This window comes from Streptomyces sp. NPDC107517 (genome assembly GCF_055582645.1).
In genome coordinates this window covers 364124-380277 of the sequence record NZ_JBVJPM010000006.1, presented here as the reverse complement: position 1 = coordinate 380277, position 16154 = coordinate 364124, and the positions used below count along the sequence as shown (strand labels likewise).

Here is a 16154-nt window from a genome sequence, read left to right as displayed (position 1 = left end):
TGGACGCGAGTTACCTGTTCGGCGCACATGAATTACCCATTCGTGTGTAGTGACTTGATGCGCGGACGGCAGTAGAACTCGTTTCGATTCCACCGAAAGTGAGGAACGTGCCATGAGTGGTCCCACCACGCGTGCAATCGGTTCCAAGAACGTCTCGCGACGCACCTTTATCGCTGGAACCGGTTCTATTCTGAGCGCCGCGGCGCTGTCGGCTCACGCCCCCGCGGCCTATGCAGCACCCGCGCCCGTCGCCGCTCCGATCGACCCCGGCGCGCACGTCCGCGCCCTCGTCGTCGGCACCGGATACGGCGGCTCCGTGGCCGCGCTGAGACTCGCCCAGGCGGGCGTCGACGTCCACATGATCGAAATGGGGATGGCCTGGGACACCCCTGGACCGGACGGCAAGATATTCGCCAACACGACCAGCCCGGACGTCCGTTCCTACTGGCTCCGGACGAAGACCAAACAACCCCTGAGCAACTTCCTCGGCTTCCCTCTCGACAAAGACGTCCCCCGCTACACCGGGATTCTGGACGCCGAGGAAATGGGCGGGATCACCGTCTACCAGGGCCGCGGAGTCGGCGGCGGTTCGCTCGTCAACGGCGGAATGGCGGTCACGCCCAAGCGCGAGAACTTCGGCGCCATCCTGCCGTCGGTCGACGCCGGCGAGATGTACGCGACCTACTACCCGCGCGCCAACGCGGCGTTAGGCGTCGGCACCGTCGACCCGGCCTGGTTCGAGAGCGCCGAGTGCTACCGGTTCGCGCGCGTCGGCCGTAAGCACGCCCAGCGCTCCGGCTTCCCGTTCGTCTTCGTACCCGACGTGTACGACTGGGACTACATGAAGCAGGAAGCGGCCGGCACGGTCCCCGCGTCGGCGCTCGCCGGCGAGATCCTCTACGGCAACAACCACGGCAAGAAGTCACTCCAGAAGACCTATCTGGCCCAGGCCGCGGCCACCGGCAAGGTCTCCATCTCGCCGCTGCACAGGGTGACTTCGGTCGCGCCCGCACCCGGCGGCGGGTACACGGTCGTCATCGAGCAGATCGACACCACCGGCACGGCCACGGCCACCAAGACCGTCACCGCGGACAAGGTGTTCTTCGCGGCCGGCAGCGTCGGGACCAGCAAGCTCCTGGTCGAGCTCAAGGCCACCGGCGCCCTGTCCGCCCTGAACGACGAGGTCGGCAAGGGCTGGGGCGACAACGGCAACGTCATGTGCGGCCGCGCCAACCACCTGTGGGACCCGACGGGCAAGGTCCAGGCGTCGATCCCCTGCGGCGGCATCGACAACTGGGCCGCCGGAGGAGCGTTCGCCGAGGTCGCGCCGCTGCCGACCGGGATCGAGACCTACGCCTCGTTCTATCTGTCGATCACGAACACCCCGCACCGCGCCGAGTTCTCGTGGAACGCGCAGGCGGGCAGGGCTGATCTCAACTGGCAGACGGCCTGGAAGCAGACCTCCATCGACATGGCCAGGACGATCTTCGACAAGATCAACGCGAAGGAGGGCACGATCTACCGCACCGATCTCTTCGGCACGTACAAGATCTGGGGCGACCACCTCACGTACCACCCGCTCGGTGGCGCGGTCCTGAACAAGGCCACCGACAACTACGGCCGCCTGCACGGGTATTCGGGCCTCTACGTCATCGACGGCTCGCTGATCCCCGGCAACACGAGCGTCAACCCGTTCGTCACGATCACGGCGCTCGCCGAGCGGAACATCGAGAAGATCATCGCCACTGATCTTTGACATGCTCCTCGGGCTGAAGTCCGAGGATTCTGGCCGTCCCGCGGGTTGCTGTGCCGCTATGCGGCATGGCTTCCTGCTGGGATTCCGCGGCTTCCTGTTTCTTCGCGCTGTGCCAGAACGGGTTCTGGTCTTACCTTCGCTCCGCAGGCTGTTACCGCCAGTCCGGCGGCCTGTTTCACATTGATCGACGCATTGACATCGCGGTCGTGGACGGTGCCGCAGGCGGGGCAGGTCCACCGCCTGATGTGCAGGGGTTTGGGCCCGTCGTGGTGTCCGCAGGTCGAGCACACCTGGCTGGTGGGCTCGAACCGGTTGATCTTGATAAGGCTCCGTCCGTACCGGGCCGCCTTGTAGGCGAGCATGTTCACGAACTGTGACCAGCCCGCGTCATGGACCGACTTGGCCAGTTTGGTGCGCGTGAGGCCCTTGACCGACAGGTCTTCCACGGCGATCGCTTGATTCTCGCGGATCAACCGAGTGGAGAGCTGGTGGTGGAACTCCTTGCGCGCATCCGCCACTTGAGAGTGGGCGCGGGCGACGTTCAGGCGGGCCTTGGCCCGGTTCTTCGAGCCCTTCTGTTTGCGGGACAGCTCCCGCTGGGCCTTCTTGAGTTTCTTCTCCGCCCGGCGCAGAAACCGCGGGGAGTCGATTTTCGTGCCGTCGGACAGCACCGCGAAGTGGGTCAGGCCCAGGTCGATCCCGATGGCCTGGTCGGTGGCGGGCATCCGGCCTGCGTCGGCGGCCGGGTCGGTGTCGAAGACGAAGCTCGCGAAATACCGGCCCGCACTGTCTTTGATCACGGTGACTGAGGACGGCACCACGGGCAGGGCGCGGGACCACTTCACCCGCACCTCGCCGATCTTCGGCAGGTTCAGCCTGCCACCCGCAGTGATGGACCAGCGGGCGTTGGCCGTGAAGCGGATCGACTGCCTCGAGTCCTTGCGCGACTTGAATCGCGGCGCCCCCACCTTCGCGCCCTTGCGTTCGCCCTTGAGGGAGGCGAAGAACGCCCGGTAGGCGGCCTCGACATCGCGCAGGGACTGCTGGAGCACGACCGAGGACACCTCGCCCAGCCAAGACCGCTCCACGGTCCGCTTGGCGCGGGTTATCAGGTTCTGGGACAGCTCGGCAGCCCTCGGATACGGCAGGCCCGCCGCGTGGGCGTCCTGGCGGGCGCGCACAGCGTCGTTGAACACGACTCGCGCGCACCCGAACGCCCGGCCCAACGCGAGGCGTTGACCCGGTTCCGGGTACAACCTGAAGGCGTACCGGAGCTGCATGAACGTCACCCTAGGTGTGCCCTCCCGGGCGCCGCCCTGGAAGATCGGAACTGATCACGATCGTCCTCCTGTTTGACGCTCGTGCTCAAGTTCGTCCTGTCGCGCCCGCCCGTGATCGTTGGACGCGTGGGGCGGAGACCGGGCGGGAGGCGAGCCATGAAGCTCCGCACCGGGAGTCCAGAAGGACCAGACCTCCCTGCTCCGCAGGGAGGGACGACGCTGCGATAGCAGGCGCTCAGCGCGGGGGCCGGCCGCGGCCCCGCGCCTCAGGCCGTGGGCAGTACGCACGTGGTGTCGAGGCCCAGCACGTGGTTGAGCCGGCCGAACGCCAGCCAGGAACCGATGCTCATGCTCAGCTCCACGATCTCGACCTGGCTGTAGTGCGCGGTCATCCGGGCCCAGAACTCCTCGTCCAGGCCGTGGTGATCGAGCGCGTACCGCTCGGCGTACTCCGCCGCGAGCCGGGTGCGGTCGTCGAAGGCGTCGCTGGTACGCCACTCCGTCACCGCGTCCGCGAACGAATCCTCGACCTTCTCCCCGTCCCGGTCCGTACGCCAGTCCAGGCAGAACTGGCACCCGTTGATCTGCGCGATCCGCAGCCGGGCCGCCTCGAACTCCCGCAGCCCCAGGGTCGTATGGGCGTACACGGACAGCGAGAAGTTGGCGGCCGCCGTGCCGATGCCGGGGACCATGTCCCCCCAGACGTAACCGATCGGTTCCTGTCCCTCGGGGATGTCGATGATCATCGTTGCTTCCTTCCGCGATGGCCGAGCTTTCCGACTGCGGGGCGCAGCGGGACGTCGAGCGCGTCGTACAGGCCCGGGGCCTGGTCCACGAGCCAGTCGATGGCGTTCACGAGGCGGCCGACCGCGGTGGCGTTGCCGCCGGCGGACCGGTTCTCCCCCTCGTCCCCGGCCTCGACGGTGACCTCGATGCGCGGACGGCCCTCGATGACCACCCGGTGCGCCCCCGTGCCGTCGGGCGGCGTCGGCCAGTCCGGTGCGCAGGACGGGTGGATGCGGGTGACGTGCTCGATGACGATGAGGGGTTCGCCCCCGACGATGCCCTGTACCTCGAACCGCACGGCGCCCTGGGTGCCGGCCTCGAAGTCGCCCATCGTGCGCGTGCTCACCGTGGCGTCGAGCGGGCGGCGGTCCAACGTCTCGCGGATCTCGTCGAGTTCGACCCCGAGCGCCCGCGCCATCAGCCGTATCTGCCCGCCCCACACCATGGTGGGAACGGTGTCCCACAGCATAGGAGGGTCGTAGTCCATCGGCTGGCCCATGCCGACCAGGAGCCGTACCGAGTCGGGCTGGTCGTACGTCGAGTAGTCGAAGATCTCCTGGCAGCGGATCGCGTCGACGGTGCTGCCGAGCCCGCTGACGAGGAGCGGCAGGACGTCGTTGCCCCAGCCCGGGTCGACGCCGGATGCGAACAGGGAGCCGCCTCCCTCCGCGATCGCGGCCACCATCGGATCCAGGAACTCCGGCGGCGCGCTTCGGTGGTCGTAGAGCGGATAGAGGGCGGGCGAGACGACAACGGCGCCGGACCGCAGGGCCCGGGCGATGTCGGCGAGGGCGTCGTCGGGGCGGATGTCGCCGGAGGCCGCGTACACGACGGCCCGGGGCCGGGCGGCCAGCACCGCAGCGATGTCGTCGCTCGCCCTCACTGCCAACTCATGGCCGAGACCCGCGAGTTCGCCCGCGTCGCGGCCGACTTTCGCGGGGTCGTGGACCAGCACGGCGACGAGCTCGAGCGCCGGGTGGGCCTCGACGGCACGGATGGCCGCGCGCCCGACATTTCCGGTACCCCAGACAGCGGTCGAAATCATGCGCGGAGGGTAGCGCCGGGGCCCGAACCTTCCTAGGCCCAGAGCCATGACGGGTGCACGAGATGCGGACGGACGGGCTCCCGCACCGGGTGACCGTCCCGGGCGCCCCAGTATGCTCAGCAGTTCGGCCCGGGCGAGTGGTGCCCGGGCCGAACTGCTGAGTTGTACGGGGATCACGGAGGAAACGTGCGCAGGACAGTAACCGGTATTGCTCTGGTCGTGGCGACAGCCGCTCTGCTGGCAGGGTGCGGCAGCGGCGGGGGAGACGGCAAGGAGGCCGGGGCGAAGCAGGACACGTCGAAGGCCCCGACGCACGCGGCTTCGAAGCCGGCCGGGGGTCAGCAGGCGACCCGCGAAGTGACCTTCGAGGTGCGGGGACAGGGCAGTACGCAGGTCTTGTGGACGGCCGGCGACAGCAAGACGGAGCAGGTGAAGCTGCCCTGGACGAAGACGACCCGACTGACCGTCAAGGGCGCCGAACTGAAGGTCGGCAGCCTGGTGTCGGTCGTCCCCGGCTCGGTGACCGGCTCGGACGGTCAGCTCGAGCCGGCAGCCTGCGTCATCAAGGTCGACGGCAAGCAGGTCGCGGACAACAAGGACGGCAAGTCGATCGCGGGGTGCAAGTACCTCGTGAAGTGAACGGCGTCAGGTGTCCGACCGAGCCCTAGGGGCTTCTCGTTTGGATCAAGCTGGGCTCGCGGGGCCCGGCACGCACTGCCTCAAGTTCTCGGCTTCGCTCGAACAGGGGGACCGCCATGGCCCCGCTCCCTGATCCGGCCTGATCCAGACGAAGAACCCTAGGCCTTCGATGTTCCCTTGAGCTCGATCTCGACGAACGCCAGCCATGTGCCGCCCGTGTTGACGACATCGTGCTCGCCGCCCGCCGGGCGCGCGTAGGACTCGCCCGCGCGCAGCTGCGACTCGGTCACCGTGCCGTCAGGGGCGAACGCGCTGATCCGGCCGTCCACCACGGGCACGACCACGTAGTCGTGCTCGTGGGCGTGGCGGCCGGTACGCGTGTCGGGCTCGAAGTCCCAGCGGGTCACCCGCACCTGCTCGTCCTCGTGCTGCACGCTCGGCTTCGCGGTCGTCGTCATCGAACCTCTCCCTGCTGTCGATCATGGGGCGTCGGCTCCCACGCCCACGTCAGAGGCCTGATCGGCATCCGACGTCAGTGGAACACAGGCACGGGAGGGCGCAAAACCTTGTGGAGCCGCCCGGGGTCGACGACGCACTCGGCGGACGTGACGTTCACGGCCCCGGGGCGGGCCTGATCCGCAGTGCTTCCGTCCAGGGAACCCCTCAGCCCAGCAACTCGGTCCAGTTCGAAGGGACTCGGTCCGCAGGGCCGGGGGTCGACTGCGTCGCGGGGTGGCTGACCGGAGGCGCGAGTTCGGGACCCGATTCGATGAGCGAGGACGTGTTGTAGTCCCAGAACCAGCTCTCGTCCGGCTCGAAGCTGCGGATCACCGGGTGCCCGCTGCTCTTGGCGTGTTCCGTCGCGTGCTTGCCCTGTGAGTCGTCGCAGCAGCCGATGTGGCCGCACTGCGCGCAGCGCCGCAGATGGAACCACCAGCCGCCGAGCGCGTCGCACTCGGCGCAGCCGGTGCCGCTGGGCGGGACCGAGGGGTCGATTCCGTTCAGGGTACTCATGAAGGCTCCTGAGGGGGTTCGGGGTCGGGTACGGGTTCCGGGTCGGAGTTCGCGGACGTGAGGGGGAGATGCACCTGGAAGCGGGTGTCTCCGGGCTCCGAGTGCACTTCGAGTTGGCCGTGGTGCTTGTTCACGACGATGCGCCACGAGATGTCGAGGCCGAGCCCGGTCCCCTCGCCCACCGGCTTGGTGGTGAAGAACGGGTCGAAGATGCGGTCACGGATGTCGGCGGGGATTCCCGGCCCGGTATCACGGAACTCCACGAGCAGAAGGTCACGATCGAGCGCGGTGCGCACGGTCAACGTGCCCTCGCCGCCCGCGTCGTTCATCGCCGATACCGCGTTGTCGATCAGGTTCGTCCACACCTGGTTGAGCTCGCCGGGGTAGGCGGGGATCTCGGGCAGTGTGCGGTCGTAGTCCTTGACGACCTTGATGCCGTTGCCGAACTTCCCGGAGAGCATCATCAGCGTGCTGTCGAGCAGTTCGTGCACGTCGGCGTACCGGGACGGGACCCGGTCCAGCTGGGAATACTGCTTGGCCGCGTCGACGAGGTGGGAGATCCGCGCGGTGGAGTCCTCGATCTCGTTCATGAGGAGCTCGGTCTCGACCGTGTAGTTCAGCCACCGCACGGCGCCTTCGAGTGTCTCCTCGCCGACGGCCGACGCGACCTGGTCGAGCCAGTCGATGTCGAGGCCCGCCTGGACGAAGTTGGGCGCCAGCTGCCAGCCGGCGGTGATCCCGTGGTCGTCCAGCCAGTCCGTGAGGGCGTCCTCGCGGTCGGATGTCTCAAGGGGGGTCAGTGCGGGAGCCTTGGCCACCTGGTCGGCCGTCCGCTCCTGGATCTCGATGAGCGTCTCCAGCGTGGCCCGCCGGTACGGGCCCGCGGCGATCGCGCCCAGCTTGTGCCGCATGCCCGCGACCCGCTCCCGCAGCGACGACGTGGCCCGCGCGGCCGCAGCGGCCGGATTGTTGAGTTCGTGGGTGAGCCCGGCCGACAGTGAGCCGAGCGCAAGGAGCCGCTCCCGCTGCCCGATCCTCTGCTGGGTGCTCCGGACGCCGAAGTAGAGCCCTTCCAGCAGGTGGACGGCCATGGGGAACCATTCCCGCACGACGGCCGCGAAGGTGTCCGCGGGCAGGATGAAGAACCGCGAAGGCTCCGTGACCCGCATCGAGCTGTTGTACGTCTGCGGGGCGCGATCGCCGAGATAGGACTGGAAGGCGCCCGAGTACACACCGCGGCTGGAACTCCGGTTCACCTCGACGTCGTCGGCGCCGACGCGGCGCGACAGCACGAGCTCGCCCTCGAGGAGTACGTAGAAGCAGGTCGCCGGATCGCCCTCCGCGTACACGGGCCCGGGATCGTAGGCCTCCACGCGGCCCTCGCGGCACAGCCGGTCGAGCTGGTCCGCGTCGAGCTTCTCGAACAGGAACAGCGAGCCCATTTCCTGGCGGCTGCACGGAACCCGGCGCCCGTTCACGACTGCTCCAGATACCGGTGTACGAGCATGACGGCCATGGCTCCCTCTCCGACGGCGGACGCGACGCGCTTGGCGGACTCGGAGCGCGCGTCCCCGGCCACGAACACGCCGGGGACATTGGTCTCCAGGTGGTACGGCGGGCGGTCGAGATCCCAGTCCGCGGGCGGCCGTCCGTCCGGGGTCAGGTCGGGACCGGCCATGATGAAGCCCCGCCCGTCCCGCAGCACCGTCCCCTCCAGCCAGCCGGTCAGCGGCGCCGCCCCGATGAACACGAACAGCCATTGCGCGTCGACGAGCTCGGTGTGACCGGTCGCCACGTCGCGCAGGGTCAGCTGTTCCAGATGACCGGAGCCGTGGGCGGCCTCGAGGACGGTGCCGGTGCGTACGGAGATGTGGGGCGCGTCCTCGATCTGCTGGACGAGATAGTGCGACATCGAGGCGGACAGCGACGGGCCGCGCACGAGGAGGGTGACGGACTTGGCGCCCCTGGCCAGGAACATGGCGGCCTGTCCCGCCGAGTTCGCGCCGCCGACGATGTACACGTCGTGCCCCTGGCAGGCGCTCGCCTCCGTCAGCGCGGAACCGTAGAAGACCCCGCACCCCGTGAGTCCCGCGAGGCCCGGGGCGTCCAGCTGCCGGTACGACACACCGGTCGCGAGGATCACGCTGTGCGCGGAGACGGCGGAGCCGTCCGAGAACAGCACGGTGCGCGCGGCGCCGTTCACCTCCAGGCCCGTCACCTCGCGGGCGGTGAGGATCTCGGCGCCGAACCTCGCGGCCTGGCGCCGGGCCCGTTCGGTGAGCTGCGACCCGGACACGCCGTCCGGGAAGCCGAGGTAGTTCTCGATCCGTGAGCTCTGGCCGGCCTGTCCGCCGGTCGCCGAGCGCTCCACGAGCACCGTCCGCAGCCCCTCGGACGCGCCGTAGACGGCCGCGCCGAGCCCCGCGGGGCCGCCGCCGACGACGATCAGGTCGTAGAAGTCGGCCGTCGGCGTCGTGGCCAGGCCCACCCGCGCCGCCAGCTCGGCGTCCTCGGGTTCGACGAGCGCGGTGCCGTCCGGGGTGATCACGAGGGGGAGCCGCGAGCCGTCCTCACCGGCGGCGGCCAGCAGACAGCGGGCCTCCGGATCCTCGGACGAGTACCACCGGTACGGCACCTGGTTACGGGCGAGGAACTCCCGTACGTCCGACGACCGCGCCGACCACCGGTGACCGACGACCTTCGTCGTGGGCACCGGCTTGCGGTCGGTGGCCCGCCAGGTCTCCAGCAGGTCCTCCACGACGGGATAGAGCTTCTCCTCCGGGGGGTCCCAGGGCTTGAGGAGGTAGTGGTCGAGGTCGACGACGTTGATCGCGTCGATGGCGGCGCTCGTGTCGGCGTACGCGGTCAGCAGGACCCGGCGCGCGCCCGGATAGATGTCGATGGCCTGCTCGAGGAACTCGATGCCGTTCATCTCGGGCATCCGGTAGTCGGCCAGGATCACCGCCACGAGGTCGCCGCGCAGCTTGAGCTCGCGCAGCGCGTCCAGGGCCGACGCCCCGGACTCCGCGCGGACGATGCGGTACGACTCGCCGTAGCGGCGCCGCAGGTCCCGGGCGACGGCGCGGGAGACTCCCGGGTCGTCGTCCACGGTCAGAATGACGGTGCGCGCTGGGCCTGCGGCCTGTGCCATTGCGTCTTCCACCCCGAACTCATCGGCGTCTCGCCCGGCGGCGGTCCCCGCGAGCGTGCGCGGGGGAGCGGCCGGAGAACCCCATCGTAGGTTCGATCGCCCGGGTTTGCGCTGGAACGCCCGTGGGGGCGCACGCTCAGGACCGCAGGTGTGCGCTCCGCGTCAGGTCGGCGGGGTCCGTGTTCGCGCCGCACAGGATCACGGCGACCCGCTCGCCGGGTGCGGGCGTGTAGACGCCGGAGGTCACCGCCGCGAGCGCCGTGGCCGCCGCGTGCTCGACCGCGAGCCGCCGGTCGTCCCACAGGGCCTGACGTGCGGACACGATCGCCTCGTCGGTGACGAGAACGGACCGTACGTGGTCCTGGCGCGCCCATTCGAGCGCCATCTCGGAGGTGCGGCGCGCGCCGAGGGAGTCCGCCGCGACCGAGTCGACCGGGACGTCGACCACGGCGCCCGCCCGCAAAGCGGAGTGCAGGGCGCAGCAGCGCTCCGGCTCCACGGCCACGACGCGCACGCCGTGCTCCCGCGCCGACACGGCGATCCCCGTGAACAGTCCGCCGCCGCCCACCGACACCAGGACGGTGTCGACGCCGGGCAGCGCCTGGACGATCTCCTCCATGACCGTGCCGGCGCCGGCCGCGATCAGCGGGTGGTCGTACGCGTGCGACTCCAGGGCGCCGCTCTCGGCCGCGTACTTCTGCGAGGCCGCCAGCGCCTCCGCGTACTCCGAGCCGACCTGCCGGACCGTGGCGCCCAGGAGCCTGAGCCTGTCGACCTTCACGGCGGGCGCCGTCTCGGGGACGAACACGGTGGCCCGGACCGAGTGGCGGGCCGCGGCCCAGGCGCAGGCGAGCCCGGCGTTGCCCCCGGAAGCGATGACGACGCCCGCGTCCGGCATCAGGCCCGCCGCCAGGTGGCTGCTCACGAAATTGAAGGCGCCGCGCGCCTTGAAAGACCCGGTGTGCTGCATGAACTCCAGCGCCAGCCACCCTTCGGCCTCGCCGAACGCACCGTCGAACGCCCCGTCGCCCAGGGGAGCCGGCACGAGCGGGCGGGTGTGCCCCGCGATGCGGTCGGCCGCGGCCCGTACGTCGTCGAAGGCAATGGTCACGAGCTTCTCCTCGGCTGTGCGCGCGGTGACTGGTGGTGACGACCCTACGAGAAGGGGTCGGCGCCCCGGCCGTCGCCCGTGCCCTGGGCCCGGCGGGCGTGCCGGGACGTCCGGACCTGTACGCGTGGGTGGACGCCGTGCCGGCTCGACCGCCTCCTGGAGCGCCTTGGCGCGCAGCGCGACGCGGAGGTGCCACCCGCCACCGTCAAGAGCCCCTGACCACGGTCCGCGGTCCACGAACTGGACATCTCCGCATTTGAATGCCGTGTGCAGCTAACCTGTGCCGGTCCATTCGACAGGAGGCGTCAGTGAGCAACGGACGGATCGTCGCCGCCCTCGACGGGGCCTGCGTGCGCAGGTTCACGACGGGCCAGGTCATCCTCGACGACATCAACTGGACGGTGCGCTCAGGCGAACACTGGGCCCTGCTCGGTGCCAACGGCGCCGGCAAGACCAGCGTGCTCCGTCTCATCGGCGCCCTGATGCACCCCACCACCGGCACCGTCGAGGTCCTCGGCCACCGCCTCGGCAAGGTCGACGTACGCGAACTTCGCGCGCACATCGGCCTGGTGTCGAGCGCGCAGCGCGTACCGCAGGACCTCACCGGGCACGCCGTCGTCCTGACCGGGCACACCGGCACCGTGCAGCCGCTGTGGCGCAAGTACGACGCCGACGTGCGCGAGCGCGCGCACATGCTCCTGGCCGAACTCGACATCAAGGAACTCGCCGACCGGCCCTACGGCGTCTGCTCCGGCGGCCAGCGGGCCCGTGTTCTCATCGCCCGCGCGCTGATGGCGGACCCGTCCCTGCTGCTGCTCGACGAGCCCTTCAACGCGCTCGACCTGCCCTCGCGCGAGGACCTCATCGACACGATGCGTCAACTCGCCGAGGGGCGCCGGGAGTTGGCGACCATCACTGTCACCCACCACCTGGAGGAGCTGTCGCCGGCGATCGGCCACGCGCTGCTCCTGCGCGACGGCCGCGTTCTCGCGGGGGGCCCGGCCGACGAGGTGCTGACGGCCGCCCGGATGACGGAGTGCTTCGGCCGCCCCATCGAGGTGTCACGCCACGGGGGCCGCTGGCTGGCACGCTCGGGCACGGTCGGCTAGGGCCTTTCGTCCGGATCCGGCAGGGCCAGGGAGCGGTGCCTGGCCCCGCGAGCCCGGCGTGATCAGGACGAGAGGTGGCCCTAGGTCCACCCGGTGACAGGCTGCCGGTCGGCCCAGCCGGTGGCCGCCAGTACCTCGTGGGCGATGTCGGTGACCGTCCGCCCGTCGGTCGCCACCCGCACGGTGTCCGAGGGTGCCCGCTCGTCCAGGAGTCGCGCCTTGCGGGCGCTGCCCCGCAGCTCCGTCTCCAGCTCCGAGCCGAGCTCGCGGGCGGTCAGCCGCTCTCCGGCGGTGGTGTCGGAGGCGGTGAGCAGCACCCGTACCATCCGGACGCCCGCTCCCATCGCACGTTCGAACATGCCGGCTGTCTCGGGCAGCACGCTCACCGTGTTCGTGTAGATGAGGCGGCGGTAGCCGCGCCGGGCGAAGTTGCCCCACACGGCCGTCAGATTGTCCTCGGTGACCGAGGCCCGGTGCGGGTCGCCCTGCGGCGCCGGATGCACCTGACCCATGAAGTCGCCCTCGATCACGGCGTGCGACACCTCCATGGCGCGCAGGAGGGCCGACACCTCCCAGCCCACGGTCGTCTTGCCGACACCGGCCCGTCCACCGAGGAGAAGCACTTCCGCATCGCTCATGACAGCAGGGTGCCAGGGCGCGGCCGCCGCGCGCGATCCGAAATCGGAGCGGTCTTCTGCGTCGCGGGCCCTGGACCTCAAGCATGGTTGAGCTTCTAGGCTCGGAAGTGCCGAAGGAACGTACTCGGCGGACGGAGCGAACCAGCCATGGAGTACTCGCACAACGACGCGCAACTGATCGAGCAGCCCATCGGCTACTGGGCCTGGGCCGCCTACAAGGCCGTCGTCACCCGCACCAGGGGCGCCCTCGCGGAGAAGGGCACCACTCAGCCGCAGTGGTGGGTCCTCGCGCAGGTCGCACGGGCCGAACACGCCAAGACACGGGGGGATGTGTCCGAAACCCTCAGCGGCTACCTCGACGCGGGGGAGGCCGTCCTGGCGGAGGAGATCGACGCGACGATCGCCCGCGGCTGGCTCACCGAGGACGCCGCGGGGCGGCTCTCGCTGACGGCGGCGGGTAAGGATTCCTTCGACGAACTGGCCGCGCTCCAGGGGGAGTTGTGGGCCGAGCGGCACGCGGGCGTCTCGGACGAGGAGTATCTGACCACCCTCAAGGTGCTTCAGCGCTTCATCCACAACACGGGCGGGCGCGCCTGGCACCACTGACGGCGGCCCGGCGGTCCGCCCCTCGGACACGCCGCCGATGACGTAATCGGAGCTCCGGCCCCTGCGGCTGGGACGCCCTGGTCGTTCGACCGTGGGGTGTCCGGGCACCCCGCGGTCCAACGCGCGGTGGCCGCCACCCTCGTGTCGGCGGACGCGGAACGCCTCGCCGACTCCGTGCTCGCCGAGCTGATCCCGCGCGGCGGCAGCTCCGACGACACGGCCGTCGTGATCACCCGGTTCTGACCCGAAGTTCCTCACCCACGCGCGGAGTTGTGGTGCTGGAGGGTGCGGGCGAGTCGAGGCCCCAGCCACTGCTTGAGCCTGCGCAGCGACTGCAACCGGTCGGCCGCCCGGTCGATCCGGTAGTAGAGCTGAGGCGGGATGTGGGGGAGCAGCGGGGAGTGCCGCTGGCCGAGCAGGGCGAACATGTGGGCCGGCGGGAGATGGATGTAACGGGGGAGGTTCTCGTACCACTGGGCGCTGTGCCGGGCCGCGCTCTGCACGGACAGCAGCTCGCTCTTGCGCGTCTGCTCGTAGCGGGAGAGCGCCGGCCGGATCGTCTTCGCCTCGGCGAGGGACCTCGCCAGCGCCATCGCGTCCTGCATCGCGAGCGTCGTGCCCGCGCCGACGGAGTAGTGCGTGGTGTGCGCGGCGTCGCCGAGCAGCACCAGATTGCCGTGCGACCAGGTCCGGTTGGTGAGGGTGCGGAAGGTCTGCCAGGGAGCCGGGCCGCCGAGGTCCGTGCGGCCGACGAGGGGGTGGCCGTCGAGGAGCGACGCGAAGATCTCCTCCAGGCGGCGCAGGGCCTCCGGCTGGGGCAGGCGGTCGAGTTCGAGGCCCTGCCAGGTCGCCTTGGAGCACTCGACGACGCAGGTGCTGTGCTCGTCGCTGTACCCGTAGGCGTAACACCAGATCCAGCCGTGCGCGGTCTCCGCGAAGGCGAAGGTGAAGGAGCGGAACACCTTGGTCGTGCCGAGCCAGAGGTACGGGTTGCTGCCCAGGGTGGTCTGCGTGCCGAAGTGGCCGGCGTGGCGGTCGCGCATCCGGCTGTTGGCGCCGTCGCCGGCCACGACCAGGTCGGCGTCGGGCAGTTGTTCGCGGTCCGGGATCTCGTGGCCGTACTCGATGGCGACGCCGAGGGACTCCGCGCGGCGGGCGAGGATGTCGAGGAGCCTGTGCCGGCCGATGGCGAAGCCCTCGTCGCCCTGGTGGGTCGTGGTGCGCCGCCCGACATGGGCGACCCCGTCACGCCAGCGGAGCGACCCCTCGCTGATCGCGGCGGCGGAGTGCGGGTCGTGCTGTCGGAGCCGCTCCAGCATGTCCGGCCAGTACGTGACGCCCCAGCCGTAGGTGGAGCCTTCCGGGTTCCGTTCGAAGACGGTGATGTCGTGCGAAGGGGCCTGGAGCTTCAGCAGAATCGAGAAGTACAGGGCGGCGGGACCTCCACCGACACAGACAACCTTCACGCTCACTCCCAGGGTCTCGTCGCGGCCCGGCATCGGCGCCCGGCGGCATCCGTGCAACGACGGTAGGGGGAAGTGGTTCCGCGAACGTGGACAACACCCGCTAAAAGCACCCGAAGCGCTCAGGGCGCGGTGCGGGCGTAGCGGCCAGGGGTGGTGCCGAGTACACGCTTGAAGTGCCGGGTGAGGTGCGACTGGTCGTAGAAGCCGGCGGCGGTCGCCACTTCGCCCGGCGGCTGCCCGTCGAGGAGCAGGCGGCGGGCCAGATCGACGCGGCGGGACATCACGTACTGGTGCGGCGGGATGCCGAAGGCGCCGCTGAAGGCGCGTACGAGATGGGTCGGGTGGGCGTGGACGAGCCGCGCCGCCTCGTCCAGGGCGATGCCGTCCAGGAGCCGTGCGTCCAGAAGGTCCCGCAGGTCGTGGGCGACGCCCCGGCCGGGCCGCGCGGTGTCGGCGGAGCCGGGGCGCAGGTGGGTGCGCAGCCGTTCGCCGATCAGGGCCAGGCGGCTCTGCGCCTCGAACTCGTCGCCCCGGTGCTCGAGCGCGCTGTGGAGCTGGCCGACCCGGGTGCGCAGGACGGGGTCGGTGAGATCGGGGCCGTCCACCGCCGCACCGATGAAGGACTCGTCGAGCTGCGTCGTGTCGAGGTAGAGGACGCGCTTGCGGAAGCCGTGTGCGGTGGCGGGCGACCCGTTGTGCGGGACACGCGGCGGCAGCAGGCTGACGGTGTCGTTCGGCGTGCCGCGCTCGTGGCGGTCCAGGTCGTAACGGACGGCGCCGTCGTCGACGATCAGCAGCGTCCACGCGTCGTGGACGTGCATGGGGTACTCGTGCTCGGTGAAGTGGGCGTGGAACACCTCCACCACACCCGCGACCTGCGGGCGCCATGCGGAGATCTCCGGCCGGGGCACCATGCAAGGAACGTACAAGACCTGACCGGGGCGGACAGCGCAGTCTCGAAGCATGAGAACGATGGACGAGACCCCCACCGACGCCGCGATGCAGACGCCGAAGCCGACCCCGGCCGGAACGGATGCGCCTCCCAGCCGCGCGCCTGTCCGCTTCGACACCAAGATCGCCGTCCTGCTGCGCGACGACCTGGAGCCCTGGCAGCGGCTCAACGTGACCGCGTTCCTGGTCAGCGGGCTCGGTACGGCGGCGCCCGAGGTGGTCGGAGCCCCGTACGAGGACGCCGACGCGACCGCCTACCTGCCGATGTTCCGCCAGCCGGTGCTGGTCTTCGAGGGGCCGAAGCAGACCCTGAGCACGGCGCACGGACGCGCCCTGTCCCGCTCGCTGCCGACAGCGGTGTTCACGGCGGAGCTGTTCGGTACGGGCAACGACAGGGACAACCGTGCGGCGGTCCGGGCAGTGCCCGCCGACCAGCTGGACCTGGTCGGCATGGCCGTCTACGGCCCGCGCAACGCCGTCGACAAGGTCCTCAAGGGGGCTCGGATGCATCCCTGAGAGCTGCGCCTGCTGGCGCATTTAATCGGGTGTCCGGCACGGGCCCGGTTCCCTACACTCGCCACGTATTCACGCCGCTGCCCCAC

General features: G+C 70.2%; 17 protein-coding genes. 6 read left to right on the top strand and 11 right to left on the bottom strand.

What is annotated here, in order from left to right:
* Nucleotides 1-112: 112 nt before the first annotated feature.
* Nucleotides 113-1756, top strand: coding sequence for a GMC oxidoreductase (locus ACZ67T_RS17695; protein ID WP_469984934.1), 1644 nt, complete (start codon nt 113-115; stop codon nt 1754-1756).
* A 56-nt stretch (nt 1757-1812) separates the two neighbouring features.
* Here ACZ67T_RS17695 and ACZ67T_RS17690 read toward each other — a convergent pair whose 3' ends face one another.
* From ACZ67T_RS17690 to ACZ67T_RS17680, 3 genes are all read right to left on the bottom strand, one after another.
* Nucleotides 1813-3036, bottom strand: coding sequence for an RNA-guided endonuclease InsQ/TnpB family protein (locus ACZ67T_RS17690; protein ID WP_469984932.1), 1224 nt, complete (start codon nt 3034-3036; stop codon nt 1813-1815).
* Between the two features lie 266 nt (nt 3037-3302).
* Entirely contained in the window at nt 3303-3782 is a 480-nt protein-coding gene (locus ACZ67T_RS17685; protein ID WP_469984930.1) for a carboxymuconolactone decarboxylase family protein, read from the bottom strand.
* Entirely contained in the window at nt 3779-4867 is a 1089-nt protein-coding gene (locus ACZ67T_RS17680) for an NAD(P)H-dependent amine dehydrogenase family protein (RefSeq protein ID WP_469984928.1), read from the bottom strand. The genes ACZ67T_RS17685 and ACZ67T_RS17680 overlap by 4 nt, the downstream gene beginning before the upstream one ends.
* Before the next feature lie 186 nt (nt 4868-5053).
* Between ACZ67T_RS17680 and ACZ67T_RS17675 the strand changes: the two genes are divergently transcribed.
* Complete coding sequence (locus ACZ67T_RS17675; protein ID WP_469984926.1) at nt 5054-5506, top strand: hypothetical protein; 453 nt, start codon at nt 5054-5056, stop codon at nt 5504-5506.
* A gap of 158 nt (nt 5507-5664) precedes the next feature.
* On the opposite strand, the gene ACZ67T_RS17670 is transcribed toward ACZ67T_RS17675, so the two are convergent.
* From ACZ67T_RS17670 to ACZ67T_RS17650, 5 genes are all read right to left on the bottom strand, one after another.
* Complete coding sequence (locus tag ACZ67T_RS17670) at nt 5665-5964, bottom strand: cupin domain-containing protein (RefSeq protein ID WP_469984924.1); 300 nt, start codon at nt 5962-5964, stop codon at nt 5665-5667.
* 205 nt (nt 5965-6169) lie between these two features.
* Nucleotides 6170-6520 (bottom strand): UBP-type zinc finger domain-containing protein, encoded by a 351-nt coding sequence (locus tag ACZ67T_RS17665; RefSeq protein WP_469984923.1) that lies wholly within the window; start codon nt 6518-6520, stop codon nt 6170-6172.
* On the bottom strand, nt 6517-7998 hold the full coding sequence (locus tag ACZ67T_RS17660) for an ATP-binding protein (RefSeq protein ID WP_469984921.1): 1482 nt from the start codon (nt 7996-7998) through the stop codon (nt 6517-6519). Before ACZ67T_RS17660 ends, ACZ67T_RS17665 begins: the two co-directional genes overlap by 4 nt.
* Complete coding sequence (locus tag ACZ67T_RS17655) at nt 7995-9671, bottom strand: NAD(P)/FAD-dependent oxidoreductase (RefSeq protein ID WP_469984920.1); 1677 nt, start codon at nt 9669-9671, stop codon at nt 7995-7997. Before ACZ67T_RS17655 ends, ACZ67T_RS17660 begins: the two co-directional genes overlap by 4 nt.
* Before the next feature lie 136 nt (nt 9672-9807).
* The gene (locus ACZ67T_RS17650) at nt 9808-10782 is read right to left on the bottom strand and encodes a threonine/serine dehydratase (RefSeq protein WP_469984919.1); all 975 of its coding nucleotides are present in this window, start codon (nt 10780-10782) and stop codon (nt 9808-9810) included.
* 308 nt (nt 10783-11090) lie between these two features.
* Between ACZ67T_RS17650 and ACZ67T_RS17645 the strand changes: the two genes are divergently transcribed.
* Entirely contained in the window at nt 11091-11891 is an 801-nt protein-coding gene (locus ACZ67T_RS17645; protein WP_469984918.1) for an ABC transporter ATP-binding protein, read from the top strand.
* Between the two features lie 80 nt (nt 11892-11971).
* Here ACZ67T_RS17645 and ACZ67T_RS17640 read toward each other — a convergent pair whose 3' ends face one another.
* Nucleotides 11972-12529, bottom strand: a complete 558-nt coding sequence (locus ACZ67T_RS17640; protein WP_469984916.1) for an AAA family ATPase — start codon at nt 12527-12529, stop codon at nt 11972-11974.
* A gap of 147 nt (nt 12530-12676) precedes the next feature.
* On the opposite strand from ACZ67T_RS17640, the gene ACZ67T_RS17635 reads away from it, so the two are divergent.
* Both ACZ67T_RS17635 and ACZ67T_RS17630 read left to right on the top strand, forming a co-directional pair.
* Nucleotides 12677-13135 carry a MarR family winged helix-turn-helix transcriptional regulator gene (locus ACZ67T_RS17635; protein ID WP_469984914.1) on the top strand — a complete coding sequence of 153 codons (459 nt, stop codon included), beginning with the start codon at nt 12677-12679 and terminating at the stop codon, nt 13133-13135.
* A 96-nt stretch (nt 13136-13231) separates the two neighbouring features.
* Entirely contained in the window at nt 13232-13378 is a 147-nt protein-coding gene (locus ACZ67T_RS17630; RefSeq protein ID WP_469984913.1) for a hypothetical protein, read from the top strand.
* Between the two features lie 11 nt (nt 13379-13389).
* On the opposite strand, the gene ACZ67T_RS17625 is transcribed toward ACZ67T_RS17630, so the two are convergent.
* Nucleotides 13390-14601 (bottom strand): FAD-dependent monooxygenase, encoded by a 1212-nt coding sequence (locus ACZ67T_RS17625; RefSeq protein WP_469984911.1) that lies wholly within the window; start codon nt 14599-14601, stop codon nt 13390-13392.
* A 119-nt stretch (nt 14602-14720) separates the two neighbouring features.
* A complete protein-coding gene (locus tag ACZ67T_RS17620; RefSeq protein WP_469984909.1) occupies nt 14721-15515 on the bottom strand; it encodes a helix-turn-helix transcriptional regulator in 795 nt (264 codons plus the stop codon).
* A gap of 85 nt (nt 15516-15600) precedes the next feature.
* Between ACZ67T_RS17620 and ACZ67T_RS17615 the strand changes: the two genes are divergently transcribed.
* Nucleotides 15601-16068, top strand: a complete 468-nt coding sequence (locus ACZ67T_RS17615; RefSeq protein WP_469985019.1) for a DUF2000 family protein — start codon at nt 15601-15603, stop codon at nt 16066-16068.
* The last annotated feature ends 86 nt before the right edge of the window (nt 16069-16154 follow it).